This is a genomic window from Halohasta litorea (assembly GCF_024494645.1).
Classification (GTDB): domain Archaea; phylum Halobacteriota; class Halobacteria; order Halobacteriales; family Haloferacaceae; genus Halohasta; species Halohasta litorea.
This window is the reverse complement of sequence record NZ_JANHDJ010000003.1, coordinates 349,083-373,838: the sequence shown is the minus strand read 5'-3', so window position 1 is coordinate 373,838 and position 24,756 is coordinate 349,083. Positions and strand designations below refer to the sequence as shown.

Annotated in this window: 31 protein-coding genes and 1 tRNA gene; 18 read left to right on the top strand and 14 right to left on the bottom strand. The window is 60.9% G+C overall.

Annotated features, from left to right (window positions below; all coding sequences use genetic code 11):
- Positions 1-80: 80 nt before the first annotated feature.
- Complete coding sequence (locus NO877_RS10240) at positions 81-335, bottom strand: glutaredoxin family protein (protein ID WP_256396241.1); 255 nt, start codon at positions 333-335, stop codon at positions 81-83.
- A gap of 77 nt (positions 336-412) precedes the next feature.
- Entirely contained in the window at positions 413-1,270 is an 858-nt protein-coding gene (gene larE / locus NO877_RS10235) for an ATP-dependent sacrificial sulfur transferase LarE (protein ID WP_256396240.1), read from the bottom strand.
- Positions 1,271-1,379: 109 nt separating this feature from the next.
- Between larE and NO877_RS10230 the strand changes: the two genes are divergently transcribed.
- The 8 genes from NO877_RS10230 to NO877_RS10195 all read left to right on the top strand — a co-directional run bounded on the left by NO877_RS10230 (position 1,380) and on the right by NO877_RS10195 (position 7,552).
- Positions 1,380-3,359: a MutS-related protein gene (locus tag NO877_RS10230; protein WP_256396239.1), complete on the top strand. Its 1,980-nt coding sequence runs from the start codon at positions 1,380-1,382 to the stop codon at positions 3,357-3,359.
- Positions 3,360-3,434: 75 nt separating this feature from the next.
- Complete coding sequence (locus NO877_RS10225) at positions 3,435-3,587, top strand: 50S ribosomal protein L39e (protein WP_256396238.1); 153 nt, start codon at positions 3,435-3,437, stop codon at positions 3,585-3,587.
- 2 nt (positions 3,588-3,589) lie between these two features.
- Positions 3,590-3,865 carry a 50S ribosomal protein L31e gene (locus NO877_RS10220; protein WP_256396237.1) on the top strand — a complete coding sequence of 92 codons (276 nt, stop codon included), beginning with the start codon at positions 3,590-3,592 and terminating at the stop codon, positions 3,863-3,865.
- Positions 3,866-3,868: 3 nt separating this feature from the next.
- A complete protein-coding gene (locus NO877_RS10215; protein ID WP_256396236.1) occupies positions 3,869-4,534 on the top strand; it encodes a translation initiation factor IF-6 in 666 nt (221 codons plus the stop codon).
- Positions 4,535-4,711: 177 nt separating this feature from the next.
- Positions 4,712-4,888 (top strand): 50S ribosomal protein L18Ae, encoded by a 177-nt coding sequence (gene rpl18a / locus NO877_RS10210; RefSeq protein ID WP_089672902.1) that lies wholly within the window; start codon positions 4,712-4,714, stop codon positions 4,886-4,888.
- Positions 4,885-5,364, top strand: coding sequence for a prefoldin subunit alpha (pfdA, locus tag NO877_RS10205; protein WP_256396235.1), 480 nt, complete (start codon positions 4,885-4,887; stop codon positions 5,362-5,364). Before rpl18a ends, pfdA begins: the two co-directional genes overlap by 4 nt.
- A gap of 33 nt (positions 5,365-5,397) precedes the next feature.
- Positions 5,398-6,660 (top strand): signal recognition particle-docking protein FtsY, encoded by a 1,263-nt coding sequence (gene ftsY, locus NO877_RS10200; RefSeq protein ID WP_256396234.1) that lies wholly within the window; start codon positions 5,398-5,400, stop codon positions 6,658-6,660.
- 109 nt (positions 6,661-6,769) lie between these two features.
- Complete coding sequence (locus NO877_RS10195) at positions 6,770-7,552, top strand: histidine kinase (protein ID WP_256396233.1); 783 nt, start codon at positions 6,770-6,772, stop codon at positions 7,550-7,552.
- Positions 7,553-7,566: 14 nt separating this feature from the next.
- Here NO877_RS10195 and NO877_RS10190 read toward each other — a convergent pair whose 3' ends face one another.
- Positions 7,567-8,136, bottom strand: a complete 570-nt coding sequence (locus NO877_RS10190) for a response regulator (protein WP_256396232.1) — start codon at positions 8,134-8,136, stop codon at positions 7,567-7,569.
- Between the two features lie 44 nt (positions 8,137-8,180).
- A complete protein-coding gene (locus NO877_RS10185) occupies positions 8,181-9,185 on the bottom strand; it encodes a sensor histidine kinase (RefSeq protein ID WP_256396231.1) in 1,005 nt (334 codons plus the stop codon).
- A 127-nt stretch (positions 9,186-9,312) separates the two neighbouring features.
- Here NO877_RS10185 and NO877_RS10180 point away from each other — a divergent pair, with 127 nt between their 5' ends.
- Positions 9,313-10,710 carry a signal recognition particle protein Srp54 gene (locus NO877_RS10180; RefSeq protein ID WP_256396230.1) on the top strand — a complete coding sequence of 466 codons (1,398 nt, stop codon included), beginning with the start codon at positions 9,313-9,315 and terminating at the stop codon, positions 10,708-10,710.
- Between the two features lie 36 nt (positions 10,711-10,746).
- Here the strand turns inward: NO877_RS10180 and surE are convergent, their stop codons facing one another.
- The gene (gene surE, locus NO877_RS10175; protein WP_256396229.1) at positions 10,747-11,595 is read right to left on the bottom strand and encodes a 5'/3'-nucleotidase SurE; all 849 of its coding nucleotides are present in this window, start codon (positions 11,593-11,595) and stop codon (positions 10,747-10,749) included.
- Between the two features lie 49 nt (positions 11,596-11,644).
- On the bottom strand, positions 11,645-12,028 hold the full coding sequence (locus NO877_RS10170; protein WP_256396228.1) for a secondary thiamine-phosphate synthase enzyme YjbQ: 384 nt from the start codon (positions 12,026-12,028) through the stop codon (positions 11,645-11,647).
- 112 nt (positions 12,029-12,140) lie between these two features.
- On the opposite strand from NO877_RS10170, the gene NO877_RS10165 reads away from it, so the two are divergent.
- Positions 12,141-13,109 (top strand): nucleoside recognition protein, encoded by a 969-nt coding sequence (locus NO877_RS10165; RefSeq protein ID WP_256396252.1) that lies wholly within the window; start codon positions 12,141-12,143, stop codon positions 13,107-13,109.
- A gap of 42 nt (positions 13,110-13,151) precedes the next feature.
- Here NO877_RS10165 and NO877_RS10160 read toward each other — a convergent pair whose 3' ends face one another.
- The 4 genes from NO877_RS10160 to NO877_RS10145 form a co-directional block, all read right to left on the bottom strand.
- Positions 13,152-13,418, bottom strand: a complete 267-nt coding sequence (locus NO877_RS10160; RefSeq protein ID WP_256396227.1) for a DUF7123 family protein — start codon at positions 13,416-13,418, stop codon at positions 13,152-13,154.
- Positions 13,415-13,678, bottom strand: coding sequence for a DUF8028 family protein (locus NO877_RS10155; protein WP_256396226.1), 264 nt, complete (start codon positions 13,676-13,678; stop codon positions 13,415-13,417). Before NO877_RS10155 ends, NO877_RS10160 begins: the two co-directional genes overlap by 4 nt.
- A gap of 245 nt (positions 13,679-13,923) precedes the next feature.
- The gene (locus tag NO877_RS10150; RefSeq protein WP_256396225.1) at positions 13,924-14,340 is read right to left on the bottom strand and encodes an RNA-binding domain-containing protein; all 417 of its coding nucleotides are present in this window, start codon (positions 14,338-14,340) and stop codon (positions 13,924-13,926) included.
- Positions 14,337-14,939, bottom strand: a complete 603-nt coding sequence (locus tag NO877_RS10145) for a nucleoside monophosphate kinase (protein ID WP_256396224.1) — start codon at positions 14,937-14,939, stop codon at positions 14,337-14,339. The genes NO877_RS10150 and NO877_RS10145 overlap by 4 nt, the downstream gene beginning before the upstream one ends.
- A 97-nt stretch (positions 14,940-15,036) precedes the next feature.
- On the opposite strand from NO877_RS10145, the gene NO877_RS10140 reads away from it, so the two are divergent.
- From NO877_RS10140 to NO877_RS10125, 4 genes are all read left to right on the top strand, one after another.
- Positions 15,037-15,111: transfer RNA gene (locus NO877_RS10140), tRNA-Arg, on the top strand.
- Between the two features lie 170 nt (positions 15,112-15,281).
- Positions 15,282-15,524: a hypothetical protein gene (locus NO877_RS10135; RefSeq protein WP_256396223.1), complete on the top strand. Its 243-nt coding sequence runs from the start codon at positions 15,282-15,284 to the stop codon at positions 15,522-15,524.
- A gap of 239 nt (positions 15,525-15,763) precedes the next feature.
- Positions 15,764-15,910 carry a hypothetical protein gene (locus NO877_RS10130; protein WP_256396222.1) on the top strand — a complete coding sequence of 49 codons (147 nt, stop codon included), beginning with the start codon at positions 15,764-15,766 and terminating at the stop codon, positions 15,908-15,910.
- A gap of 80 nt (positions 15,911-15,990) precedes the next feature.
- The gene (locus NO877_RS10125; RefSeq protein ID WP_256396221.1) at positions 15,991-17,811 is read left to right on the top strand and encodes a DUF8148 domain-containing protein; all 1,821 of its coding nucleotides are present in this window, start codon (positions 15,991-15,993) and stop codon (positions 17,809-17,811) included.
- A gap of 577 nt (positions 17,812-18,388) precedes the next feature.
- On the opposite strand, the gene NO877_RS20020 is transcribed toward NO877_RS10125, so the two are convergent.
- Together NO877_RS20020 and NO877_RS10120 are read right to left on the bottom strand one after the other, a co-directional pair.
- Positions 18,389-18,628: a DUF8108 domain-containing protein gene (locus NO877_RS20020; protein WP_465262060.1), complete on the bottom strand. Its 240-nt coding sequence runs from the start codon at positions 18,626-18,628 to the stop codon at positions 18,389-18,391.
- A gap of 302 nt (positions 18,629-18,930) precedes the next feature.
- Entirely contained in the window at positions 18,931-19,314 is a 384-nt protein-coding gene (locus tag NO877_RS10120; RefSeq protein ID WP_256396220.1) for a helix-turn-helix domain-containing protein, read from the bottom strand.
- A gap of 388 nt (positions 19,315-19,702) precedes the next feature.
- On the opposite strand from NO877_RS10120, the gene NO877_RS10115 reads away from it, so the two are divergent.
- The 4 genes from NO877_RS10115 to NO877_RS10100 all read left to right on the top strand — a co-directional run bounded on the left by NO877_RS10115 (position 19,703) and on the right by NO877_RS10100 (position 22,677).
- A complete protein-coding gene (locus NO877_RS10115; RefSeq protein WP_256396219.1) occupies positions 19,703-19,834 on the top strand; it encodes a hypothetical protein in 132 nt (43 codons plus the stop codon).
- The gene (locus NO877_RS10110) at positions 19,831-20,880 is read left to right on the top strand and encodes a tyrosine-type recombinase/integrase (protein WP_256396218.1); all 1,050 of its coding nucleotides are present in this window, start codon (positions 19,831-19,833) and stop codon (positions 20,878-20,880) included. Before NO877_RS10115 ends, NO877_RS10110 begins: the two co-directional genes overlap by 4 nt.
- Positions 20,881-21,101: 221 nt before the next feature.
- Positions 21,102-21,491, top strand: coding sequence for a hypothetical protein (locus NO877_RS10105; protein WP_256396217.1), 390 nt, complete (start codon positions 21,102-21,104; stop codon positions 21,489-21,491).
- Between the two features lie 103 nt (positions 21,492-21,594).
- The gene (locus NO877_RS10100; RefSeq protein WP_256396216.1) at positions 21,595-22,677 is read left to right on the top strand and encodes a DNA-methyltransferase; all 1,083 of its coding nucleotides are present in this window, start codon (positions 21,595-21,597) and stop codon (positions 22,675-22,677) included.
- Positions 22,678-22,698: 21 nt separating this feature from the next.
- On the opposite strand, the gene NO877_RS10095 is transcribed toward NO877_RS10100, so the two are convergent.
- Positions 22,699-23,535, bottom strand: coding sequence for a hypothetical protein (locus NO877_RS10095; RefSeq protein ID WP_256396215.1), 837 nt, complete (start codon positions 23,533-23,535; stop codon positions 22,699-22,701).
- A gap of 81 nt (positions 23,536-23,616) precedes the next feature.
- Positions 23,617-24,738, bottom strand: coding sequence for a hypothetical protein (locus tag NO877_RS10090; protein WP_256396214.1), 1,122 nt, complete (start codon positions 24,736-24,738; stop codon positions 23,617-23,619).
- Between the last annotated feature and the right edge of the window lie 18 nt (positions 24,739-24,756).

Below are 24,756 nucleotides of genomic sequence, written 5' to 3'. Positions count from 1 at the left end.
CAACCGAACGGCGCGTTGTGTGGCCTCCATCTCGGCACGTAAGCAAAGACTACTGGAATATAGGCGGTACGCTGTCGGCATTATGGGTTCTCTAACTGTCGACGCAACCCGTCGGCGTCGACTTCGTATTTAAAAGCGGGCCAGCCGTCGACGAAGACGTAGGGGACGCGCTCGCCGTACTCCGCCCGGAGCGTCTCGTCTTCGTCGACATCGACCTCTTTGATCGTAACAGGGGTGTCGACCTCCTCGGCGACCGCTTCGATGGTCGCTTTCGCTTCCTCGCAGAGATGGCAGTCGGCCCGGGAGTAGATCTTCACTTCGACTGGAATCGCCATATCGCTTCTCGGTGCGGTGGGAAGGCAAGCGTTACGACCTGCCGCCGGGACTGACACCGGCCCTCGACGTGGCGTCCCTACGTCGAGGGATACTGCTGCGTTAGAAGATCGTCGTCGACCGCATCACTGTCACTGGCGGGGCTCACACTGCCGGTCCGGTAGCCGTGCAGGTCGAGGGTGACGTGATCGAAACCGAGATCCGAGAGGTGGTCGCGGGCCGCCCGGGCGAACTCGGCGTCGAGGGCGGCATCCAGCTCTTCGGGGGCGACCTCGATTCGGGCGAGGCCGTCGTGGTCCCGGACCCGGAACTGCTCGAAGCCCCACGTTCGGAGCACCCGTTCGGCCTTTTCGACTCTGGTGAGTTTGGCTTCGGTGACTTCGAGTCCGGTCGGAATCCGCGAGGAAAGACAGGCCATCGAGGGTTTGTCGGCGACCGACAGCCCGCGGTCGTCGGCGATCGCCCGGACCTCCTCTTTCGTGATGTCGTGGTCGAGCAGCGGCGAGCGCACCGACAGCTCCTCGACGGCCTGGAGGCCGGGGCGGTGGCCCTCTCCTGGATCGGAGGCGTTGGTCCCGTCGCAGACGGTCTCGATACCGAGCTCTTGGGCCGTTTCGTACATTTTGCCGAGCCGCATCGTTCGGCAGTGATAGCAGCGGTCGCCGCTGTTTTCGACGAAGTCGGGATTATCGAGCTCGGAGAATTCGACGAGTTCGTGGCGAATCCCGATCTCCTCGGCCACACGGGTCGCCTCGTCGAGTTCGGCCGCCGGAAGCGTCTCGCTTCTGGCCGTACAGGCGACTGCCCGGTCGCCCAGCGCCTCGTGGGCCAGCGTCGCGACGACCGCCGAGTCGACGCCGCCCGAAAAGGCGACGAGGACGCCGTCGCAGTCGGCGAGATCATCTCGGAGGGCCGCGGCTTTGTGGCTGGGAGTCATAGCCGTCGATTGGCCTGCCGAGCCAAAAGGCCGTTGTTCATCGGGTGTGTCGACCGGCTTTTGACCCCACCCGCAGCCTTTAGTCATTCCCCGAGAGACCCGCAGGCGAATGGAGTTCGAATCGATTCCCGGTGTCGGCGGGAAGACGGCCGCGGCGCTCGCCGAGCTCGAGGCCCCCGAGGCCGCCCTCGAATCCGGCGACGTACTGACGATCGCGTCGGCCCCCGGCATCACCGAGGGGCGGGCGGCCGCCATCGCCCGCGGGGCGATCCAGCGCCGCCACGACGACCCCGGCGGCTTTCTGGCCACCGACCGCGCAAAATCGCTGTACGACGACGCGTTGTCGCTGCTCCAGGAGCGGGCTGTCACGCAGTACGCCGAAAAACGGCTCGAAACGCTGTACCCCAGCCCCTGTGCGTCCCGCATCCAGGAGGTCCACCAGTTGGTCGACCGCGCCCTGTCCCGCGACCCCGACTCCGACGTGCTCGATGCCCTCGGCGGCGTCGATCCGCTGGCCGAGCCGTCGGGGCTCCGGGTTCGGGATCGGTGTTTGGCGACCGCCGACGCCGAGCAGTACGCCAAAGCCAAAAACCGAATGCCGGAGCTGTCGGCGGAGGTCGTCGACGACGCCCGCGACATCGACGAGTTGGCCCGTTCCTACGCCACTGTCTTCGTCCTGGACGAATCGTTCGCCGGGATCGATATCGACGGCGATGTGCGAATCCTCCCTAATGCGCTTGAGGAACCCGAAACCGTCGTCCCCGAGCGCCTGCTGTCGTTTTTCGCGACCAACCGCGAGCCGATTTTGGCGGCCGCCGAGGTCCACCGACTCGCCGGGCTGGAGCCGCCCTGTGAGCTGGATACACTTATAAACGGCCTCGACCGCGTCGACGACGACGGCACCATCGTCGGCGACGAGGAACTCCGCCGACTGGAAGTGGCGGTCGACGATCTGGACGCGGCGGTCGGCACCGCCGAGTCGGTCGCCAACGACCACCTGCGGGATGCGATCAAGGAACGCAACGTCACCATCGAGGGCCAGGACTTCCTCTCCTTAGTCGAACAGGGAGCCCGCGTCGACTCTCTGCTCGCTCGTGAACTCGACGAGGATTTCGAAACCGCACTTAAAAAGGCGCGAACACATCTCAGAGACAGCCTTTCGCTGGCTCCTGAGGAGGGTGAACTCGCAGACCGGATCTTCGGTGGCGATCCGACTTTCCCCATCAGTCGGCGCGAAGACGCCGTCTCCCGACTTAAAAACGAACTCACCGCCGCCCGCGACCGACGGGCCTCGACCTTGAAAAGCGAGCTGGCCGCCGATCTCGCCGAGCTCCGGGAGCCGGTCGACCAGCTCGTCCGCAACGCCCTTGAACTCGACGTGGAACTGGCGATCGCTCGTTTCGCCACTGATTTCGACTGCGTCATGCCGGAGTTCGGCGACCCCGAGACGGGCTTCGAGATTCGGGCTGGTCGGTCGCCGCTCCTCGATGTCGATTTCCAGCACGTCGACCCGGTCGACTACGGCGTCGAGGGCGTCACCCTGCTGTCGGGCGTCAACTCCGGCGGGAAGACCTCGCTGCTGGATCTCGTCGGGTTGGTGGTCATCCTCGCACATATGGGACTGCCGGTGCCCGCCGAGTCGGTTCGGCTCCAGCGGTTCACCGAGCTGCACTACTACGCCAAATCGCAGGGGACGCTGGATGCGGGGGCCTTCGAGAGCACGCTCCAGGAGTTCGGCGACCTGATTTCGGGGGCCGACGGGCGGCTCGTGCTGGTCGATGAGTTGGAGTCGATCACCGAACCCGGCGCGAGCGCGAAAATTATTGCGGGTATCCTGGAGGCTCTCGACACCCAGGGCGCAACCGCGGTCTTCGTCTCACATCTCGCCGACCAGATACGGGCGGCTGCCGACGTACCGGTGGCCGTCGACGGGATTCAGGCTGTCGGCCTCGTGGATGGCGAACTGCAGGTCGACCGCTCGCCAGTGAAGGATCACCTAGCGCGATCGACGCCGGAGTTGATCGTCGAAAAGCTGGCTGGCGAAGCCAGCGATGCGAGCTTTTACGAATCCTTGTTAGAGAAGTTCTGACTCCTCAATTCGCTTGCCTAACCCCCGTACGGGATGGACAGGATTTTAAGCCGCGGAGTAAGAGGGTATGCTACTATGGGTAAGAAGACGAAGGCGCAGAAAAAGCGGCTTGCGAAACACGAACGGCAGAACACGCGTGTCCCGATGTGGGTCATGATGAAGACGGATATGCAGGTTTCCCGAAACCCCAAACGCCGGAACTGGCGGCGCAGCAACACTGACGAGTAACAATGAGTACGAGTGATTTCGAAGAACGCGTCGTAACGATCCCGCTCCGAGACGTTCGCAAGGTCGCCACCCAGGAGCGTGCCGACCGCGCGATGACGATCATCCGCGACCACCTCTCCCAGCACTTCAACGTCGAGGGTGAGGAGGTCCGACTGGACCCTTCGATCAACGAGAAAGTCTGGGAGCGCGGCCGACAGAACCCGCCGTCGAAGATCCGCGTTCGCGCGGCCCGCTTCGTTGAGGACGACGAAGCGATCGTCGAAGCCGAAGTCGCCTAACACGTGCTTCGCCTTTCAGTCGCTGGCTCCTCGTACGTCGGTGTGTTCGCTCGCGCGACGCCCGAGTGTCTCCTGGTCCGCCACGACGTCGACGACGAGCAGATCGACTCGATGGCCGACGAACTCGGCGTCGAGCCAGTGGCAACGACCGTCGGCGGCTCCGGCACGGTCGGCTCGCTCGCTGTGGGCAACGAAAACGGTGTGCTCGTCTCCAACCGGGTCACAGACCGGGAGACCGACCGCATCGCCGATGTCGTCGACGGGCCGGTCGTCGAACTCCCCGGCAAGATCAATGCGGCCGGAAACGTCGTCCTTGCGAACGATTACGGTGCGTACGTCCACCCGGACCTCACGCGGGAGGCCGTCCAGGCCGTCAAGGACGCCCTCGACGTGCCCGTTCTCCGCGGCGATCTCGGCGGGGTCAACACGGTCGGCACCGCGGCAGTCGCCAACAACACCGGCGTGCTCTGTCACCCGCAGGCCAGCGAGTCCGAACTCGAAACCCTGGAGGACCATCTCGACGTCTACGCCGATCTGGGGACGATCAACTACGGGACCCCCCTGCTCGGTTCGGGGCTCGTCGCCAACGACGAGAGCTATCTCGTCGGCGAAGACACGACCGGCCCGGAGCTGGGTCGGATCGAGGACACCCTCGGTTTCCTCGACTGAACCGGCTTTCTCGACTGAACCGCTTTTCCGTCTTTCCCTTACCGTCGACTGCCTGCTGAGTCGGTTGTCTCGGCCGCTGCGGCCGTTTCTGTCGACTCAGCTCCCCCTCGCGCGGTTGGCTCCCACACCATCCCTGAGTAGGAAGATACTTCCCCGTCGCTACCCGACCGTGTGGGTATGAGTCAGTTCACTATTAGTGGTCAGTTCGACGGCCGAGATGGCCCGAGATCTTTCTCAAAGGATATCGAGGCGGTCAACGAGAACGTTGCACGCGAGCACATCCTCTCGCAGTTCGGCAGCGAACACGGCCTCAAACGCACACAGGTCACGATCGAGGAGGTCGTCGCAGCATGATGGGCGGCGGCGCAAGCGGTGGCGGCGGCCAGCAGCTCCAGCAGCTCCAACAGCAGCTCGAAGCCCTCGACGGCGAGATCGCCGAGCTCAACGAGGAGATCGCCGAACTCACGACCGAAAGCTCCGAGATCGACGAGGCAATCGAAGCCCTCGAAACCCTCGACAGTGGCTCGACGGTCCAGGTTCCCCTCGGTGGCGACGCCTACCTCCGCGCGGAAGTCCAGGACATCGACGAGGTCATCGTCAGCCTCGGCGGCGGCTACGCGGCCGAGCAGGACCAGGACACCGCCATCGACTCGCTGCGACTCAAACAGGACGCCATCTCCGAGGAAGTCGACGAGCTCGAAAGCGAGATCGACGAGCTCGAAGAGGAAGCCGACACCCTCGAAGAGCAGGCCCAAGCGATCCAGCAGCGCATGCAGCAACAGCAGATGCAGCAGATGCAGGCGATGCAGGGCGAAGAAGACGGCGAATAACACCCCGACTGCAGCCAGAAACTCTTTCCAGCCGTGTTCGATGGACTCAAAGACAAACTGAGCAAGTTCCGGTCCGACGTCGAGGAGACCGCCGAGGAGAAGGCGGCCGCCGAAGACGACAGCGAGGCTACCGTCTCGGACAGCGAGGCAGCCGACTCGCCCACAGCCGAGACCGAGGCCGCTCAGTCGACACCGGAGCCAGAATCGCCCACAGACACCGAGACAGCGTCTGCTGAGACCGAAGGGGTCGACGCTGCTGACGCCGACGCCACCGAGGCTGCTGCTACCGAAGCTGGCGCTACCGAAGCCGACGCTGCGGCGGCTGACACGGAGACCGTCGACGCAGAGGCCGAGGCGTCGACCGAGACTACCGAGGAGACCGACGCCGAGGACGACGAATCGGACGGTCCCGGCACCCTCAAGCGAGTCGCGGCGTTCGCCACCGGCAAGATCATCATCGAGGAGGAGGACCTCGACGACCCCCTCTGGGAGTTGGAGATGGCGCTGCTCGAAAGTGACGTCGAGATGAGCGTCGCCGAGGAGATCCTCGAGACGGTGCGCGAGAAGATGATCGGCGAGACGCGCAAACAGGTCGACACGACCGGCGAACTCGTCGAACTCGCGCTCCACGACGCGTTGGTCGACGTGATCAGCGTCGGCCAGTTCGACTTCGAGCAGCGGCTCGCCGAGGCCGACAAACCCGTCACCATCGTTTTTACCGGCGTCAACGGCGTCGGCAAAACCACCTCGATCGCCAAGCTCTCCGAATACCTCGGCGAGCGGGACTACTCCTCGGTGCTGGCCAACGGCGACACCTACCGCGCCGGAGCCAACGAACAGCTCCAGAAACACGCCGAGAACGTCGATCGGAAGATCATCACTCACCAGCAGGGCGGCGATCCTGCCGCAGTGATCTACGACGCCGTCGAGTACGCCGAGGCCAACGACATCGACGTCGTCCTCGGCGATACGGCGGGACGGCTCCACACCAGCGACGACCTGATGTCGCAGCTCGAAAAGATCCACCGCGTCGTCGACCCCGACATGACGCTGTTCGTCGACGAGGCGGTCGCCGGACAGGACGCCGTGATGCGTGCCCAGGAGTTCAACGACGCCGCCGAGATCGATGGCACCGTCCTCACGAAGGCTGACGCCGACTCCTCGGGCGGGGCAGCGATCTCGATCTCCTACGTAACGGGCAAGCCGATCCTCTTTTTGGGGACCGGTCAGGGGTATGACGACATCGAACCGTTCGTGCCCGAAGAGCTCGTCGACCAACTGCTCGGCGAGGACTGAGCCCGTGTCATTGGTTCGGTGACTACGGCTGGTGTGACTGTTCCGGCTCCAGGAAGCAAAACACTATTCAGTTGTGATTTGGTACCAACCCGAATAGGTTCGCAGTTGTATGGCACATGAGTTGACCGAACTGGTGGCGATTATCGACGAGGTCGACACCTCCGAGAAGACGCTGCTGTTGATGAACCTGACGGATGCGGCGGCCAAGCCACAGATCTCGCTGCTTGATCGGGTCTTCGACAGCGAGTCGGTCACGATCAGCGAGCGACGGCTCTCGGAGGGAACCGAGAACCTCGTCTGTCTGGTCGACGACGGCGAGGTCGTCGCCACCTCCTCGTGGGCCGAACTCAAGCGCGCCTTTTTGCTTATTAACACCGACCGCTACCGGACCGGCACCAAGCAGATCGAGACTGGTTCATTCCCGGACGTTCTGACCGGGTTGGACGATATCGAGTTCACCGTCCGGGGGTATCCGGCCTCGAACAAGGAAAAACTCCTGTTGGTCGTCATCTCTCGGTTTATCGAGTTTCAGGCGCTCTCGGAGGGCGCAGGGACGTTCGATGCCTCCTTTCAACTACTGTCCCGACTCGACGACGAGTACGGCACCCGGCGGGTCTACGAGTGGCTCGCCGACTCCGGTGTCGACGCCCACGTCTACGGGGTTCGGGACGATCCGACCGCGGTCGACGACCTCGGGGTGACCGTCCACGCCAACGACGATCCGGAACTCCGGCGGCTCTGGTTCGTGGTTTTCAGTCCGCCAGCCGGATCGACGAGCGACCAGATCGCCCTCGTCGCCGAGGAGACCGGGCCGAACGTCTGGCGCGGGTTGTGGACGTACGATCCCGACCGGGTCGACCGCATCCAATCGTATATACGAGAAGTGTTCTGAGCCAGTCGCCCCGACTAGTGGAGCCGACTGAACGCGTCGCTGAGCTTGCTGTCGGAAAACTGGGCGGCGGTGTCGGCGATTTCGGCTTCCATCTCCTCCATCTGGGCTTCGAGTTCGGTGAACCGCTTTTTATTAGATAGCTCTCGTGACGAAAACTGCGAGGTGAGCACTTCGTACTTCTCGGAGAGCTGGTTGTACTCCGCGATGAGGTCCTCGTAGTGGTCGATCAGGAACGCCCGCTCGACGGCATCGACCAGCTCGTCTTCGGAGACCGGCTTGGTGAGATAGCCGTCACACGGCATATCGATGATGTCGATGTCGGGGTCGACCGCCGTCACCATAACGACCTGAAAGTCCATATCCCACTTGTCGATGTGATCGACCACCACGTCGCCCGACATCCCCGGCATCCGTCGGTCGATCAATACGAGGTCGACCTCCCGCTGGTCGAGTTCCATCAGTGCCGCGCCGCCGCTCAGTTCGACGATCGTCTCGTAGTCGTCCTGGAGATACAGCTCGTAGGACTCGGCGACCATTTCCTCGTCGTCGACGATAAGTACCGTTTTCCGGTCTTCCTCGGTCATGACTGAAACTCTCACCGATAGTTAAAAAAACCGTTGTGTTTTAATCAGAATTCTTTCACATTGTGGAGTTCGAACCGTGCGCCACCGTCACCGCTTTCGGTAACGCTGATCTCCCAGTCGAAGGCCTCAACGATTTCGGAGACGATGGCAAGGCCGAAACCAGTGCCGTTCGCTGACCCGGTGTACCCGTAGTCGAAAATGTCTTCGCGGCGGTCGGGTTCGATTCCCGGTCCATTGTCGGCGATATAGAGGCCGACGGTGTCGTCGGAGCCGTCCTGTGATTCTATCACACCGATCCGAACGGTAGTTCCGTCGCCGCCGTGTTTCACACTGTTTCGGAACACGTTGTCGAGCAGTTGTCGCAGTCGGCTCCGTTCGGCCTCGATGGTTGGTAGCTCCGACTCGACCGACAGCGTGGCCCCCGTCCTGTCGGCCCATGTCTCTTCGACGACTGCCGCGAGGTCGACCGCATCCATCTCAACGGCGATCTCGTCGTGTTTGAGTTCGTCGACGAGGTTGTCGATCAGCTGGTCCAGCTGGTCGATCGTCTCCGCGACGTTATCGAGATAGTGGCTGTCACACTCCGTTCTGGCGAGATCGAGCCCGGATTTGGCCGTCTGGATCGGACTTCGCAGTTCGTGGGAAACGAGGCTGGTGAACCGTTCGATCCGGTCGTCGTTGCGATATCTCTCCGCGGTGATACGGTTGATCTCGGCTGCGATCGCTGCCGCGCCGTCCTCACAGGTCGTTGGATCGAGATACGTCTCGGCTCCGGCCCTGAGCCCGCGGGTGGCCAGACTGCTACTGCCGCCGCTCGGCGCAAGGACGACCGGAATCTCGGGCGGCACCGCCTCCAACAGCTCGAAACAGTCCCGCTCCGGCGGGTCGTGATCCGTGACGATACAGTCCGGGCTCGTCTCGTCGTCGAGGGAGCCCACCCCCGCCGCGGTCGTTTCTTCTACGACGAGCTGTGTACTCTCTACCGCAGCCTCGATTTGGGAACCCATCCCTGTCGGGCCGATATAAAGAGACAGATCTCGACTTCCCATTATAATTAATGGGTGTTTCTTATGTAATAATTCCACCGGTGTGGTAAGTCGGACGCTCGACTGTTTCGATCGTCCCGGGGATGTGGACGAACAATGCTTTAGCAGTTGGGACTCCTAGACCCGCCAAATGGTACTCGATGATCTCGGGAGCTCCCTTCGGGGGACGCTCGATGACCTCCGCGGGAAGTCCCGTCTCGACGAGGAGGACGTCCAAGCAGTCGTCAAGCAGATCCAACGCTCGCTGCTGCAGGCCGACGTCGACGTCGACCTCGTGATGAGCCTGTCGGACAGCATCAAAACCCGGGCCCTCGACGAGGAGCCGCCGGGCGGCACCTCCGCTCGGGACCACGTTCTCAAGATCGTCTACGAGGAGCTCGTCGAACTCGTCGGCGACTCCACGGAGCTCCCGCTGGAATCCCAGACGATCATGCTCGCCGGACTCCAAGGCTCAGGAAAGACGACCACCGCCGCCAAGATGGCGTGGTGGTTCTCGAAGAAGGGGCTCCGTCCCGCCGTCATCCAGACCGACACCTTCCGCCCCGGTGCGTACGATCAGGCCAAACAAATGTGTGAGCGGGCCGAAGTGGAGTTCTACGGCGACCCCGACGAATCCGACCCTGTCAAGATCGCCCGTGACGGCCTCGAAGCGACCGAGGAAGCCGAGGTTCATATCGTCGACACGGCGGGTCGACACGCCCTCGAAGACGACCTGATCGCCGAGATCGAGGAGATCGAATCGGCCGCCGACCCCGACCGGAGCCTGCTGGTGCTCGATGCCGCAATCGGCCAGGGCGCGAAGGAACAGGCCCAGCGCTTCGAGGAGGCCGTCGGTATCGGCGGCGTCGCCATCACCAAACTCGATGGGACTGCCAAAGGTGGCGGTGCCCTCACCGCGGTCAACGAGACCGATTCCTCTATTGCCTTCCTCGGAACCGGTGAGACGGTCCAGGATATCGAACGCTTCGAGCCCAACAGCTTCATCTCCCGGCTCTTGGGGATGGGCGACCTCAAACAGCTCGCCGAGCGGGTCGAGCGGGCGATGGAAGAGACTCAAGCCGAGGACGACGACTGGGATCCCGAGCAGATGCTGGAAGGCGAGTTCACCCTGAAGGATATGCAAAAGCAGATGGAGGCGATGAACAACATGGGTCCGCTCGACCAGGTGATGGATATGATTCCGGGCATGGGCGGCGGACTGATGGATCAGCTACCGGACGACGCGATGGACGTCACCCAAAACCGGATGCGGCGGTTCGATATCATCATGGACTCGATGACCGACGCCGAACTCGAAGAACCCCGCTCGATCGGTGCCTCGCAGGTCGAACGGATCGCCCGCGGTTCGGGCACCGACGAGGAGACGGTCCAGGAGCTACTCGAACAACACAAGATGATGCACCAGACGATCAAGCAGTTCCAGGGAATGGGCGACGGCGATATGCAGCGGATGATGAAACGGATGCAGCAGGGCGATGGCGGTGGCGGCGGGCTCGGCGGTCTCGGTGGCCCAGGTGGCCAGCTGTAGGCCGGTAGTCGCCTCCTACGTCCTGTTAGTCGACGCCTACGGTTCGATGTCTGCTCCCGTCTCGTTGTACCGTTCGACCAGTTCGGCGAGCGCCGGCGGTGTGTCGACGATCGATTGTGGCGTCCCGAGCGGTGTCAGGCTGATCGCCCCGTCGACGACCGCCGCCCGATCGCTCCACGCCGGGTAGTCGTCGGCGTAGCGTTCGAGCCCGATCGGGAACCCGTCTCCGTCGACCGGGTGGGTCGCCCAGTAGTTGCTCTCGAAGGCCTTCTCGCCGTCATCGGTCGCAACGACTGCGGTGTCGTAATCCGCCAGCGGCCGAGTGACGACGACTCTCTCGGCCGGTTCCGTGGGGACGTTAATGTTGAGGTAGTCGATCTCACCGTCGAACAGCGACCGACCGTCGAGCAGCCCGATGAGCTCCCGTGTGGCGGCCGCGATCGGCCCGAAGGACCGATCGTCGTTGTCTTCGGGGAAGTACGTCTCGCGGTCGTACCCCGAGACTGCGACGGCTGGCGTGCCGAGAAACGCCGCCTCGACGGCCGCCCCGACCGTCCCGGAGTGGCCGAGGATGTAGCTGCCGACGTTCGGCCCGTCGTTGGCTCCCGAGACGACGAGGTCGATCTCGTCGGCCTCGGGGATATGCCGCAGGCCGACCGCAACGCAGTCGGCGGGCGTGCCGTCGACGACGTACCCCCACTCGTGGTCGTCGATGGTGATCCGGTTGTCGAGTTCGAAGGAGAGATCTGACCGCGTGCGGCCGACACCGCTTTGATCCGCGGCGGGCGCGACGACGGTGACCGTCGTGATCGCCGATAGCGCCTCGTAAAGCGCCGCCAATCCAGGACTCCCGATGCCGTCGTCGTTCGTCAACAGCAGATGCATTGGGCGACCCTCGGCGTTCCATCAGCAAAAACTATCGTACACTGTTCGGTCAGTGAACCAGTACGTCAACGCTTCGGGTTCGTGGGCCGTCACACTCCATGAACAGCACCGACTGCCACCGGCCGAGGTCGAGGGTGCCGTCCCGAACCGGAACGGTGACGCTCTCGCCGAGGAGTATGGCCCGCACGTGGCTGTCGGCGTTTCCATCGAGGGTGTCGTGACTCCATCCCTCGTCGGGGACCAGCGTTTCGAGCCCGTTGGCCAGGTCCTCGCGGAGCCGATGCTCGTTTTCGTTGACCACTACGCCTGCGGTCGTGTGCCTGACGAAGACGGTACAGACGCCCTCGGCGTCGGCTGGCAAGGTCTTGGCCACGCGATCGGTAATATCGACGACGGTCGTTTTCTCCGCGGTTTCGACGGTGAACTCGGCCATACCGTCCACTCCGGTTTCGGTGCTCGAAAAGGTGGCGTCGAAGCGTAGGCAGTGGCTAACGGCCGACCGACGGCCCTTTCATTGTCGCGTTCGGAGTGAGTCTGTGCAGTCGGTGTATCTTCTCCAGTCGGTCGGCGAGGTGCTCGTCGACGTGGTGCCGCGGGTCGGCCGCATCGCCGTGTTGGTCTCGGTTGCGGTCTACATCGCCAACGTGGCGGTCGCCTTCGGGCTCGTCCAGCAGATCGCCGGGCTTTCGCGGTTCCTGACCGGTCCAGCGAACCTGCCCGACGAGGTCGGGACCGCGATTCTGACGACGACCGTCTCGACCACCGCTGGCTACGCGATGTTGGCCGACCTCCGGGAGTCGGGCTTTCTCGACGACCGGGCGACGCTGATCGCGGTGGTGATGAACACGTTCTTCGGCTTCGCCCAGCACGTCTTTACCTACTACATTCCGGTCCTCATTCCGACTTTGGGGCTCTACGTCGGCGTGTTCTATGTGGCCTCGCGGGCCCTGATCGCGCTGGCGATCACCGTTGTCGGGATCGTTGCGGGCGCGGTGTTGCTCTCCGCGGAGAACGTCGACGTCTCCGCGCAGCTCGATCCCGACGAACTCAACGACGAGGACCGGACGGTTCGCCAACGGTTCGTCGCGGCATGGGATCGCACCCGGCCGACGCTCCGTCGACTCGTCCCGCGATTGGCGATCGTGTACACCCTTGTGACCCTCCTTATTTCACAGTACAATGTGGATGCGATCTCCGGATCGGCTACCGATCCCTTAGCGTCTCTCGTCGGGTTGCCCGCGGCTTCGATTCCGGTCATCGCCTTTTATACGCTCGATACGACTTCCGGTGCGGCGATGCTCGCTTCTTTTGGTGACGTGTTCACACCCCGGCAGGCGGTCGCAACGCTGCTGCTCGGCGGGATCATCTCGTTTGCGGTCTCGACGTTCAAGCGCTCGATCCCGTTTCAGTACGGCATCTGGGGCGCGGAGTTCGGCACGAAGGTGATCGTCGTCAACACGGCGCTCAAGATCGTCTTCATCTCGATTGCAGTCGTCACACTGCTGGCGCTCTGAGGGTGGTCTCGAAGGAGTGGTGGTGGGTCGACGGTGACGTCGTTAGTTGGTCTGCTCGACACGCCAGGTGGTCGCACCCGTGTACGACCAGCGTTCGATCGACAGGTCGTCGACCGAGTCCTGGAGCTTGACGATCAGCGCCCCGATTTCCTTCGATGAGAGGCCAACGTCGTCGGCGATGAACTTGCTTTTGAAGTACATCTCTCCGTCGTCGACGCGTGCGCGAAGGTAATCGGCAAGCCGCTCGTCTTTCGATTTGGAGTCGCTGGTCGAGGCGTCAGTCCTAACGGATTGTGGTGTGGCACTCATTGGTGGGTGTGGGGGTGGCTGTGTCCGACGAACAGTGCGATCAGATTCAATGCGAGCAGGCCAATGACGATGTAACCGGTCTGTGGTCCCAAGCCACCGGACAGGAGTGGCAGATAGACCAGCGGCAACAGGATTGCCGCCCAGAAACTCACCCATCGAATCGCGGCTCGGAGCCCGACGGCTCCCTGCCGCGCGAGGTCTGTAGCCGAATCCGTCTCGACGCTCGTGTTCTGTCCGTGGTTTGGTGTGAGATTTTTCATCTGTTGGTCACCGTCTGGATACACCATGGAGCCAGATGCCCATATAATACGACGAGTATTGCTGTAGATTTACATCCTTCAAACGTAAAATTGGAATCTTCACGACAGTTTACAACTTCCTTAGACGCGCTTAGATATTTTATAACCTATTCTAACGATGTTTCTCTCTATCAATTGGATTTCTGTCATAATTGGGCTGTTCCGGTTGAATTCGCTTGATGTGTCGGTACCTTCGACGCGACAGCTCAGCGCGACTCGGGGTCTACGGGTGTGCCGTCTTCGGTCGGCGGGGCGATGGCGTCGATGATCGATTCGACATCCGGCTCACTGACCCGCACGTCGACGTTGATATCGCCGAGTTCGTCCGGGTTGCCGACGGCGAAGTTGACGACACCCTGGAAGGCCGCCTGCTTTTTGAGTGCAAACGAAAACCCCTCCTCGTCGGCACCGTTGAAGAACTCCCGGCGAGCTGTATCCAGGATCTCCTGTTCGTGGAGCACGTCGGAAAACGGGTCGAGGGTGTGTGTTTCGGCGACGAGCTTGCCTGGCTCGTGTGTGAACTCGGCGTTCGGAAAGACGGTACTGACAGCGTCGGCGACGCGGTCGGTTACTTCGGTTGGCTGTACTGGGGCCTCGATCCGAACATCGATACTGTAGATCATTGAGTTGTGTCCGTCTCGGCAGGTGATTCGGTCGTCGGTTCCGAACCGACAGTCGACTCCAATAGTAGTTCGCGCACCCTAGTCCGGAACGCTTCGAGGGAGTCGGTGTTATCAATGCGAACGTCGGCGGCGTCCATGACCTCGCCCATCCCGAAGCCCAGTTCCCGCTCGTCGCGGGCCCGAAGGGCTTCAAGGTTGCTGTCGGAGGTATCCCGGCCGCGGTCAGCGAGCCGCTCGGCACGCAGATCGAACGGGGCTTCAATGCTCACGATCAGAAACGCCTCACCGAATGCCTCCCGGAAGGCTTCGACTTCGACCATCGACCGGAGGCCGTCGACGACGACGGTGTCGGTATCGGTCTCCGCCATGGCGTCTCGGATCATCGGCAGCGACCGCTCGGCGATCGCCGCCGGACCGTCTTCCTCGCGGAGTGCTTTGGCAACCTCGCCGTGGTCGGTCGAGGGATCACGACCGCGGTCGCGGCAGGCCTGCCGGATGACATCACCCATCGTCACGACTGGAATCTCCGCCTTGCGGGCGACTGCTGCCAGTTCACCCTTCCCGCTTCCGGGGAGGCCGACCGTTCCAACTACTCTCATTCTGTCGGCGATAGTCGGGTGACGGACTTAGGTGTGCTGTTCGTCTCCCGGTCCGAACCCAAACGGCTTTGTACGCGATTGGTCGACCTACCGATGAGGGCACGTAGCTCAGTCCGGAGAGAGCGTCGGACTTCTAATCCGACGGTCGTGGGTTCGAATCCCATCGTGCCCGTCAGAAGACTGACGTTTCAGAAGTTCATCCTGAAACAGCTGCTCAAGGCTTCTCGAACGGTTACGATGGCGATACGAGTTGTAGATCCGAATCTCTAAATCTGGGTCTCGTTCGATCATCGAACGCACCCCGAAGCCTGCCGTCGATTTCGATTTTCGGAGCTACCCGATATGACGTACCCACCCGTCCACCCACCCGCCGACCCCTCAATGGGGTTGGCGGGTGGTGGGCTGATCTCCAGCTGCCCGATCGACGATCGACGCTCGACCCGACGGCCAACTGCGGTAGCGGCGGCGAGCGCCAATCGCCGCCGCAACTACGGGCGGAAGCGACCCCTTGCGGGTCGACCCGACCGGCAGAGCCGCACCCGACGGGCCGCCCACGAGTTTGCGGTCAGCCGCAGAGGCGTTTGATCGATTGTCACTCTCACAGGAAGACCGCCGTCGGGAGGTTACTATGAGTTCCGGCAGCTCCAGATCTGACTCTCTCACCCGTAACTCTCGTTCACGGGTCTATTCGTTCGATCCTACCCAGTACGTCGCATACCGCTGTAGCAGCTGCCGAGAGGACTGTATCAACCATATCGACCTGCCTCGAACTCGTCACCGCGAGTGTCTGCACTGTTCCTTTGCTGGTCTTGGAGGTGGTTCCTGTGAGTGACCGCTGCTGGAACTGCCGCGTTCGCCTCGATCAACACGAACCCCACGTCTCTCGACGGCCATCAGGCGGCCCAATCGTCTACTGCCGGGTCTGCGAGGCGTTCAGTCCCTCGAAGGGTGTAGATGAACATCCGATCTGACCGGCAAGCCGCCGCCGAGTCGGTTACCCACGCCGATGCTGAGCGGTACTGACGCTACCCGTTGTAACACACGGGCCTTAGTGGGTCCCCTCACGGAGCGGGATCTACTGGCTCACGGCGTCACCAGTGACGACTCGATAACGAAACGCGACGAAGATCGCGTTCGGCTGCTCAAATTTATTGCTTCAAAGCCTGAGGGCATCGTTCTGAACCATCTGGTTCACTACGTGCTGAAAGGCGTAAACCCGGACACGTACAGCGGTTTCTACGATCTAACAGGCGACGAGTGGGAGCGTCACGACTACGCGCTCGACTCCATCGCTGACAACGGTGAGACGGTCCCGCTGAACGGCTCTGATGCCGACTACCAGTTTACCCGTCGGTTCCTGCCTCGCGCTGAGGACGCAGGTCTGGTGCGTCTCACGGACTCACCAGCCGGGCAAGTCGCCCATCCGACAACTGACCTGCTTGACTTGATTTCAGCAGGCATTACTGAAACACCCAACGCCGATAGCTCGCTGGTATATGACCGCGAGTTCATCCGCAAAGTCCTCAAAACGACGAGTTCGGTATCTGACTCACAGAAGGAGTTCTTCAGCTCTGCGTTACAATCGTACCTGAACCGTATCGAAGACTACCGGCTGGCCTTCGACGTGCAACACTACGACCATCGAGGTCGAGGCGGCAGCCGCCGGATGACGAAGGACTACAAGACCCGATTCAACGACGAAGGCCGGATAAAGCGAGGATTCGCCCGGTTTAATGACGCCCTCGAACACGCGTATGACTCTGCTGAGAACGCGGTGCTGGTCACCCTGACCAGCGACCCCGGAACCCGCCACGACGACGATCGACCTGATCCGCGTGGGATTCTCGAACTGACCGAATCAGTGAACGAGAACTTCCACCGGTTGACCCAGTACATGGCGTCTGATCCCTCGACCAAGGACGACACCCGCGAACCGGGTATCGTCTCGTACCGATCAGACCGTGCTGACGTGGTTACCTCGCGGCCCCGTGAACGGCTTGATTACATCAAGGCCTTGGAGTTCACGGAACGCGGGTTGCCACACCTGCACGTCCTCTTTTTCGACGTACCCACCGATGAGAACGGAATGCCGTTTTTGATGCACAAACAGGAGCTTTCGGACAAGTGGCAGGACTACGGACAGGGGCAGATTGTGGACGCCTACCCGCTGGTCTACCGCGACGATCTCGCCGATCTCGACGGCGCGGAGTTCGCCGAAGACCAGGGCTTCGTCTGCTGGTACAGATACGGTGACCACAATCTCGCCTCGTCCAAAGTCGAAACGCGATCTCGATCTCACCAGATCGACATGGCTGGCGAGGACGAAAACCCGATGCAGAAAACCGCCGGGTCGTACCTCGGTAAGTACCTGAGTATGACCTTCGCGGCTCTCTTAGACGAAACAGGAGCCTCCACCGATGACAGCGACACGTACAGCGACAAGTTCGCTACGTGGAAGCTGGCGATGTACTGGGCGACCGAAAAGCGGTTCTGGTCGATCTCGCGTTCCATCGAGCGGGCGATCGACCGCGATAGCCAGCTCGATGACGAGGAAGCCCGCGCTGTTCGATGGGCGGCCAAACAGGACGTGATGCTCGCGTGCGAAGCCATCGGTGAAGACCACTTTACCGTTGATGAGCTGGACGATCTCGAAGAGGTCGATCGAAACCGATCTGCGGTCTCGCAGGTGGTTTCGTCCCCGTTCGTGAACATCGAGTACCTCGGTACGTACCGCTACGACGATCTCCCGTCTCAGTGGTTCCCAACGCGACAGTTAGCGTCCGTCGAAAAACCGGTACACGACCCGGATGAACCGCTACACCTTGCGTCTCGCGGCGACCGTCCACCGCCGACGGCTGACGTGTGGTCGTAGATGCCGGTGAGCGTCTTGCCAGCTCGCTACGCCCAGTAGTCGGTCCGCTCCGTCGGCGACTGAGCGCACCCGATCCATCGAGTACAGCGAGAGAGACTGACAAGTATGCGAATCCGTCACCGCTGTACGTGGGAGCTGGCTGGTTTTCGATCGAGTCCCCGGCGTGAGAAAATTGACTGGCTACGTCCTCGTCGAAAGCCGGTGAAATGGCTGTTTGAGCCGTTCCCATTTTCCTAGAACCGCTCTAGGATACTGGGAACGGCGTACTTGCCGAAATTGATGTATAACATGTCCCTACTACCCTTTTCGAGTGAGTCCCCGCAACGAGAAAAACGACTGTCTACGCCCACGTCGAAACTTATTGTAGGATGAACATTCATTCTTGATGGACACGGGGTAACAATTATTTCACTGGGATGAGCGATTTGTATTATGGCACTAAATTTAGGTGATCCACCGTCTGTAAACGGGGACCCGATTGTGACACAGTCAGACGTTGATAAATGGAAGCGAAGATCTCTATTCTTGACAGTGGTCTCGTTCTTAGTGGGGCAGATTCTACCCCCGCTCCACATACTTATTTGAGGTTGATTTCCACGGTATCAGCTGTAGCCCATGAATAGAGCAAGTAGACGAGATTACCGAACCCAACTGTGAATATCAGAAGTAGCAGATGAATCACCCAAGAACCGACGCTACGCTCCTTAACGACCGCCTTCTCTTGGCTTGAACTTTTGACTTTGTAGCCTTTTTCCACATACTCGTCTACTACATTCTCCAATTCATCACGTGTGTTTACTGTTCGGGTTCGGGACATTGATCACGTATTAGACAATCCTCTAATCATGTTTATTTGTCGGTGTGCTTGCGTTCGCAGTCTTGCATAGCCCGTTCTAACCTATTGTGTACTTACCATTGGTAAGTATCCAACTCAGTCACCGCTGTTCGTGGGAAACTGATGGTATTCGAGTGAGTCCCTGTAACGAGAAAATCGACGGGCTCCGTCCACGTCGAAACAGCCTCCGGCCCGATCACGGGCCACACCTTGAGAACCTGAACTCTTTGCCGCTTCTTTTGCTTAGTGTTTTGAGTGAGTTCTCGAAAGTCGAACGTGACTGGTTACTCCTCACTTGATTTCTCAACTTCCTCTGGAGATGGTATTTTTACTGTAAACCAATCCCCCTCCCTTTCTACTCTCTCTAACAACCTCGCGTAACCTTCTTCTGTGAGCTTGTAGTGCCCTCTTTCAACCTTCTCAACGATACCTCCCGCTTCTAGCGTGTTCAACCGCCGTGAGACAGAACTCCGTGGACGGTCTATGTTCTTTGCGATCAATGAGGGTGTGAAAATGAACCCGTGCCCCAACAAGACGCAGATCTCTCTGTCCAGTTCGGTGAGCCAGTCTGGAGGGTCAAGTTCTTCATGATCATACTCTCCAGTACTTACTCTCCAACCGTTCCTTTCGATGTACTTCTCAAGTTCTGAGGGTTCGTAATCGGCCATAGCTGTAGCTACGAATCCGGCCAACTAAAATGGTGCTGTCATACTCAGGCAACCAACTGGACGTTACTAATTAGACGCAACAATTAAGTCCCGCTGATATGTAATGAGAAACGCGGAGCTACCCAGTAGCTTAGTGATGAATTGTCGGGTAGTGAAGAAGGGCCAACGTTGCAGCGTTGGCCCAGAGGTGGTTCCGGCTCTAAGCCATGATCGGAACCAACACGGGGTTAGCCAACCCCAGACGGTCAGACGTAACGCTGAGTGAAAACTCCGACGGGACCTGTTCGTACTGCGAGAACTACGCCGACGGTCTCGACGCCAAGCGGTCCGAACCTATCTGTAGCCGGTGTGCTCGATTTCTACCGGATCAGACTGAACGGAGTGATCCATGAGCAGTAGCGACCGGCTGTACATCTGCCCGGACTGCTCGGTGCTGACAGGCGAGAACGTGTCGACCTGCCCCGCCTGCGGCTCGGAGAGTGACCGGCTGTCACTCGCGTTCGTCAACGGTGACCGATGACTGGGCTCGATCCGATCTCGCCGATCGAGGCGGTCCAGATGTACCATGAAGCGATGCGTGACGAACACGCAGCTTCGACACGCAAAAGCGAGAAACACCGGCTTCGCGCGTTCATCCAGTACTGCGATGAACACGAGATCGAGAACCTGAACGAGCTGTCGGGTCGGGATCTCTACCGCTACCGGACGTGGCGGCGCGAAGGTCACGGTGACGGACGAGAGGCGATCAAGCTGGTCACGCTGAAAAGCCAACTCGCTACCCTGCGGCGGTTCCTCCGCTTCGCGGCGAACATCGACGCCGTAGATCCAGAGCTGTACGAACAGCTCACGCTACCGCTGATGAAGAACGGCGAAGACGTGTCTGAATCGACACTGAAACCCGAACGCGCGGTTCAGATTCTTGACTATCTGGAGAAGGCGCACCCGGCGTCACGAGACCACATCATCGTGATGCTGCTGTGGCGAACCGGAGCCCGAACGGGTGCTGTTCGAGGTCTCGATCTCCGCGATCTCGATCTCGACGGTTCGCACCCTCGCGTCTCCGGCCCGGCGATCCAGTTCGTTCACCGACCCAAGACCGGGACGCCGCTCAAGAATCAGGACAAAGGAACTCGATGGAACCGGATTAGCGAGAAAGCTGCTCGCTACATCTCGGACTACATCGAGTACCACCGCGACGACGTGACCGACGAGCATGGGCGGGAGCCCCTGATCACGACGAAGCACGGTCGCCCTGCGGGGAACACCCTCAGGAAGACCCTGTATCGGGTGACCCGTCCCTGCTGGTACGGTGAGGACTGTCCTCACGACCGCGAGATTTCCGAGTGTGAGGCTACGCAGTTCGATCACGCGAGTAAATGCCCCTCGTCACGGTCGCCCCACGATCTCCGCAGCGGGCGCGTCACGTACTACCGACGTGAGGACGTTCCGCGGCGAGTCGTGAAAGACCGGCTCAACGCGAGCGAGGACATCCTCGATCGGCACTATGACCGCCGTTCCGACCGCGAACAGGCCGAACAGCGCAGCAACCTGCTTCCTGACCTATGAAAACCATGAACGCTACTAATCGAGTGTCAACCCCCGAAAGAACCGGACCCCATCGTGCCCGTTCAGTCACCTTGTTCCCTCACGGATACGATTTTCTCCCCGGTTCACTGCGGTCGCTTGCGGGAGTCCCATCGTGCCCGTTTTGTTGATCTTCCCTAAATATTGTATTTGATACAAATGACCGAAGTATAATGTGCGTATCTCCCGTGTTATTCGTTAGTATGTTCGATATTCGGGCTGACACGTCGCACAACAGGCTCTACCTCGATATCACTGGCCGCGTCGACGCCGATGAGATGCAGGACGCAGCCGACAAAACGCTCTCGGAGGCCGAGAAACTCCAGTCGGGCTTCGACATCATCAACGATCTGTCGGGCTTTCGACCCCCATCGCCGGAGGCTGCCAAACCGATCAAGGTCGCACAGGGCGAACTCAAGGAGATGGGGTTAAATCGGGCGATCCGTGTCATCGACGGTGATACCAACCAAGTGGTCGTCAACGCCTTCGAGCGGCGGTCGCGGGATGTCGGCTACAACGGCGAGCAGGCTGAATCGGTCGACGAAGCCGAGCGGATGCTCGAAGAGGACGACGCCAGCGGCTTCGATGTCTAGGGCCATCGGTAGACAGTCCCTTCTATCGGTAGCCTGCCGGTAATTATCACAGAGTGCGAACCAGTGCCAAGGGGTTTTACTCGGCACGGAAGAGGTACGCCCAATGGAAACGGACCACCGCGTCCATATCGGTGACTCCCGGTCGCTCGATCGTCTCAACTCGAATTCGGTCGACCTCGTAGTCACCTCACCGCCGTATCCCATGATCGAAATGTGGGACGAGCTGTTCGGCTCGCTCGATCCGACGATCGAAGGCTATCTCGCTGCTGGCCGCGGCCGTGCAGCCTTCGAGGCGATGCACACGGCACTCGATTCTGTGTGGGAAGAGCTTCGGGATGTTCTCGTCGACGGCGGTATCGCCTGTATCAATATCGGCGATGCCACGCGCAGCCTCGATGGCTCGTTTCGTCGGTATCAGAACCACGCCCGTATCGTCTCGGCGTTCGACGAGCTGGGGTTCGAGCCGCTGCCGTCGATTCTCTGGCGGAAGCCGACCAACAGCGCCGCCAAGTTCATGGGCTCGGGTATGTTGCCGCCGAACGCCTACGCCACACTCGAGCACGAACACCTCTTAGTGTTCAGAAACGGCACCGACTCCCGTACCTTCGAGCCGAACGCCGATCGGCGGTATACGGCAGCCTACTTTTGGGAGGAGCGAAACGAGTGGTTCAGCGACCTCTGGACGGGGATCACCGGTCGACATCAACAGCTCACCGGAACCGAAGAGCGAGATCGATCTGCGGCCTACCCGATCACCATTCCGTACCGGCTTATCAATATGTACTCAGTGTACGGCGACACCGTCTTCGATCCGTTCTGGGGGACTGGAACCACGACACTCGCCGCAATGGCCGCCGGGCGGAACTCGGTCGGCAAGGAACTTGATTCGGGGTTCGAATCCGCCTTCGCCGAGCGCGTCGAAGGTATCTCTGCAGTAACAGACCGCATCGTTGCTGACCGGCTCCGGTCACACGAACAGTTCGTTGCGGACCGCCGTGCTGACGGCGAATCATTCGAATATGAGGCCGACCACTACGAGTTCTCGGTGATGACGAAACAGGAGATGCCGCTCCAGCTGGTCAGTATTTCGGATATCGAACGCACTGCAGAGGGGTATACGGTCACACACGAACCGGTGGGCGTCGACTGGCGGGACGGCCTCGCCGAGCGCCACCCGGAACTGTGAGCCGGTTGTAGCTACCGCCGTTTAGTACCGCGATGGCAGGAAGGCGAACGCGATCAGCGACAGTGCGAACAGCAGCGAGGTGAACGTCGTCCACCGGAATCCGGTTTGTCGCTCGGAGAACTCCTGTTGGGCTTCGACCTGTGCATCGTAGCTTGAGGTGTCCTGTGTCAACATTACGGTCCCGTCACCGGGGAAGAAGACCAGATACTCGTTGTCGTCGGCGAGTTCACTCGTCCCCTCGTGGGCGAGGTCGATCGTGTTCGTCTGATCTTGGGTCCACGCCACAGTGACGCCATTAGCTCCAATCTCGTCGACGGTCACCGTCTGATCGTTGTAGGTGAAGCTATCGCCAACGCTGGCGGTCTGTGTGGCCGGTGCACCGAAGTACTCCTCGGCCGGGATGAGGTCGTTTTCCCCACTCGACTGGTCGACAACGTACTCCTCGCCGTCGACCTCTTGGGTTTCATTGAGCACGTCCGGATCGTCTTCGAGGATCGCCTGTCGATCGACGACCTCCTCGAAGGTGAACGAGGTGGCGTTCGCCGCGTCGCCCTCGATCAGCACCGTCCACTCGGTGCCACCGATTTCGACCGTCGACTCGTTGGCCCACGTCTCGGTCATCTCGACGTCAGTTTCAGTCCATTCGAGGGTTCCCGATCCACTGCCGTCCTCACCCTCCTCGATACTGGTTACAGTGTACTGTTGGCCACCCACACTGAACGTATCGTTCTGTGAGAGCTCGTACTCGGCATTTTCGAGCGTGATTGTCGGCTCTTCGGCCGTCGCGAGAAGCGTGTATGACGCTGCCGCGATGAGCACGAAGAACGCGACATACACTGCCACAGCGCGTCGTTGCATAATTCAGCCAATGGACAGCCGCCGTATAACGATTACTAAGCTCTGCTCCGAAACGGCCTCGATTCGCCCCCGATCCGGTTCCTAATCCTGGCTGTGGGCTCCGTTCGAGACGGTCGTCGGCTCCGGTGTGTACGTCTCGTCGCTCCCGGCCCATGCTGTGTTCTCCTCGGTTTGGCCGTCGTGTTGGAGTTCGAAGGCTGTCCCTTGTTGGGTGTAGACGATCGGGACCGCTTGACTCCGGTCGAGCGTGTAGCCCAGTGGGAGCGTTCGTTCCGCAGTCGTCGTCGACCACGTGAACGACGCCGGGAGTTGAATCGTGGCACACCCTCCTGGTTGGAGCGTGAACTGTCGTTCGATCCGGTAGCGTTCGTGCGTCGTGTCTTCGAGTGTCGGGTTCGTGAGGTCGACCGTCTCTTCGCCCCGGTTTTTGATCATGAGTTCGAGCCCGTCGCTTTCGGTCGTGGTCGTTGTGGCAACGATAGCGAGCGCTGTTCGTTCGGTGAGTATCGTCTCGTATCGGTTGTAGACGATCACTGTGGCCACCAGCCAGACGAGTCCGGCGATCCCGGCTGTCGCTGCGGTGTCGACACCTAACAGCCACAGTCCGGTACCGGTGGCTGCCGCGATCAGGAAGCCACCCAACAGGGCAACCGTCCGCGTTTCCTGCTGTCGAAGGTCGGCATACCGACTTCGGACGACGACCGACTTGCCGATGTTTGCGGACTCGGCGGTCGACTGCCGTCGAAGCGACCAGTAGGTTCCCACTGGCCATGCGAACAGCGCGACGGCCCCGATCAGCGACAGCGGGACCGGGTAGACGACCCCTGCGACTGCGGCAGCGGTCCCGGCGACGACTGCTGTCGCCACCCCCGTGATGATGGCCCTGGTTCGTCGTGCCAGTCCGGTCCACCGGTCGACGAGTGGACCACCGATCCGCTCGTTCCAGGCCTGCTTAAGATCAGCACTGTGGGCGCTGACCAGACGGATAATCAACCCACCCACGAAACATACGACGAGTACCTGTATGAAGACTCCCACGAGCGGCGGGCCGAGGCGTTCGGGAAGCACTGAAATCTGGCGTGGATTCCCGACTGCACTGATAACGGCTGTCACAACGGCGGCGACAACCAGCGACAGGAGCGTCAGCCGGAGATACTTTGCAGCGTATTTTCGTCCGCTCTTTTTGAGACGCGCGAGGAGCATTTGTGCCGCTTTGGATTG

Coding starts and splice junctions, on each gene's coding strand:
- NO877_RS10185 (WP_256396231.1), bottom strand. CDS start 9,185: ATGGGAAGTCGAGATCTGTCTCTTTATATCGGCCCGACAGGGATGGGT.
- NO877_RS10120 (WP_256396220.1), bottom strand. CDS start 19,314: ATGGCCGATTACGAACCCTCAGAACTTGAGAAGTACATCGAAAGGAAC.
- larE (WP_256396240.1), bottom strand. CDS start 1,270: ATGACTCCCAGCCACAAAGCCGCGGCCCTCCGAGATGATCTCGCCGAC.
- NO877_RS10145 (WP_256396224.1), bottom strand. CDS start 14,939: ATGAGAGTAGTTGGAACGGTCGGCCTCCCCGGAAGCGGGAAGGGTGAA.
- NO877_RS10240 (WP_256396241.1), bottom strand. CDS start 335: ATGGCGATTCCAGTCGAAGTGAAGATCTACTCCCGGGCCGACTGCCAT.
- NO877_RS10095 (WP_256396215.1), bottom strand. CDS start 23,535: ATGCAACGACGCGCTGTGGCAGTGTATGTCGCGTTCTTCGTGCTCATC.
- pfdA (WP_256396235.1), top strand. CDS start 4,885: ATGATGGGCGGCGGCGCAAGCGGTGGCGGCGGCCAGCAGCTCCAGCAG.
- NO877_RS10110 (WP_256396218.1), top strand. CDS start 19,831: ATGACTGGGCTCGATCCGATCTCGCCGATCGAGGCGGTCCAGATGTAC.
- NO877_RS10230 (WP_256396239.1), top strand. CDS start 1,380: ATGGAGTTCGAATCGATTCCCGGTGTCGGCGGGAAGACGGCCGCGGCG.
- NO877_RS10090 (WP_256396214.1), bottom strand. CDS start 24,738: ATGCTCCTCGCGCGTCTCAAAAAGAGCGGACGAAAATACGCTGCAAAG.
- NO877_RS10115 (WP_256396219.1), top strand. CDS start 19,703: ATGAGCAGTAGCGACCGGCTGTACATCTGCCCGGACTGCTCGGTGCTG.
- NO877_RS10160 (WP_256396227.1), bottom strand. CDS start 13,418: ATGAGTGCCACACCACAATCCGTTAGGACTGACGCCTCGACCAGCGAC.
- rpl18a (WP_089672902.1), top strand. CDS start 4,712: ATGAGTCAGTTCACTATTAGTGGTCAGTTCGACGGCCGAGATGGCCCG.
- NO877_RS10180 (WP_256396230.1), top strand. CDS start 9,313: ATGGTACTCGATGATCTCGGGAGCTCCCTTCGGGGGACGCTCGATGAC.
- NO877_RS10190 (WP_256396232.1), bottom strand. CDS start 8,136: ATGACCGAGGAAGACCGGAAAACGGTACTTATCGTCGACGACGAGGAA.
- NO877_RS10220 (WP_256396237.1), top strand. CDS start 3,590: ATGAGTACGAGTGATTTCGAAGAACGCGTCGTAACGATCCCGCTCCGA.
- NO877_RS10170 (WP_256396228.1), bottom strand. CDS start 12,028: ATGGCCGAGTTCACCGTCGAAACCGCGGAGAAAACGACCGTCGTCGAT.
- NO877_RS10150 (WP_256396225.1), bottom strand. CDS start 14,340: ATGATCTACAGTATCGATGTTCGGATCGAGGCCCCAGTACAGCCAACC.
- surE (WP_256396229.1), bottom strand. CDS start 11,595: ATGCATCTGCTGTTGACGAACGACGACGGCATCGGGAGTCCTGGATTG.
- NO877_RS10195 (WP_256396233.1), top strand. CDS start 6,770: ATGGCACATGAGTTGACCGAACTGGTGGCGATTATCGACGAGGTCGAC.
- NO877_RS20020 (WP_465262060.1), bottom strand. CDS start 18,628: ATGTCCCGAACCCGAACAGTAAACACACGTGATGAATTGGAGAATGTA.
- NO877_RS10135 (WP_256396223.1), top strand. CDS start 15,282: ATGACGTACCCACCCGTCCACCCACCCGCCGACCCCTCAATGGGGTTG.
- NO877_RS10105 (WP_256396217.1), top strand. CDS start 21,102: ATGTTCGATATTCGGGCTGACACGTCGCACAACAGGCTCTACCTCGAT.
- NO877_RS10155 (WP_256396226.1), bottom strand. CDS start 13,678: ATGAAAAATCTCACACCAAACCACGGACAGAACACGAGCGTCGAGACG.
- NO877_RS10100 (WP_256396216.1), top strand. CDS start 21,595: ATGGAAACGGACCACCGCGTCCATATCGGTGACTCCCGGTCGCTCGAT.
- NO877_RS10225 (WP_256396238.1), top strand. CDS start 3,435: ATGGGTAAGAAGACGAAGGCGCAGAAAAAGCGGCTTGCGAAACACGAA.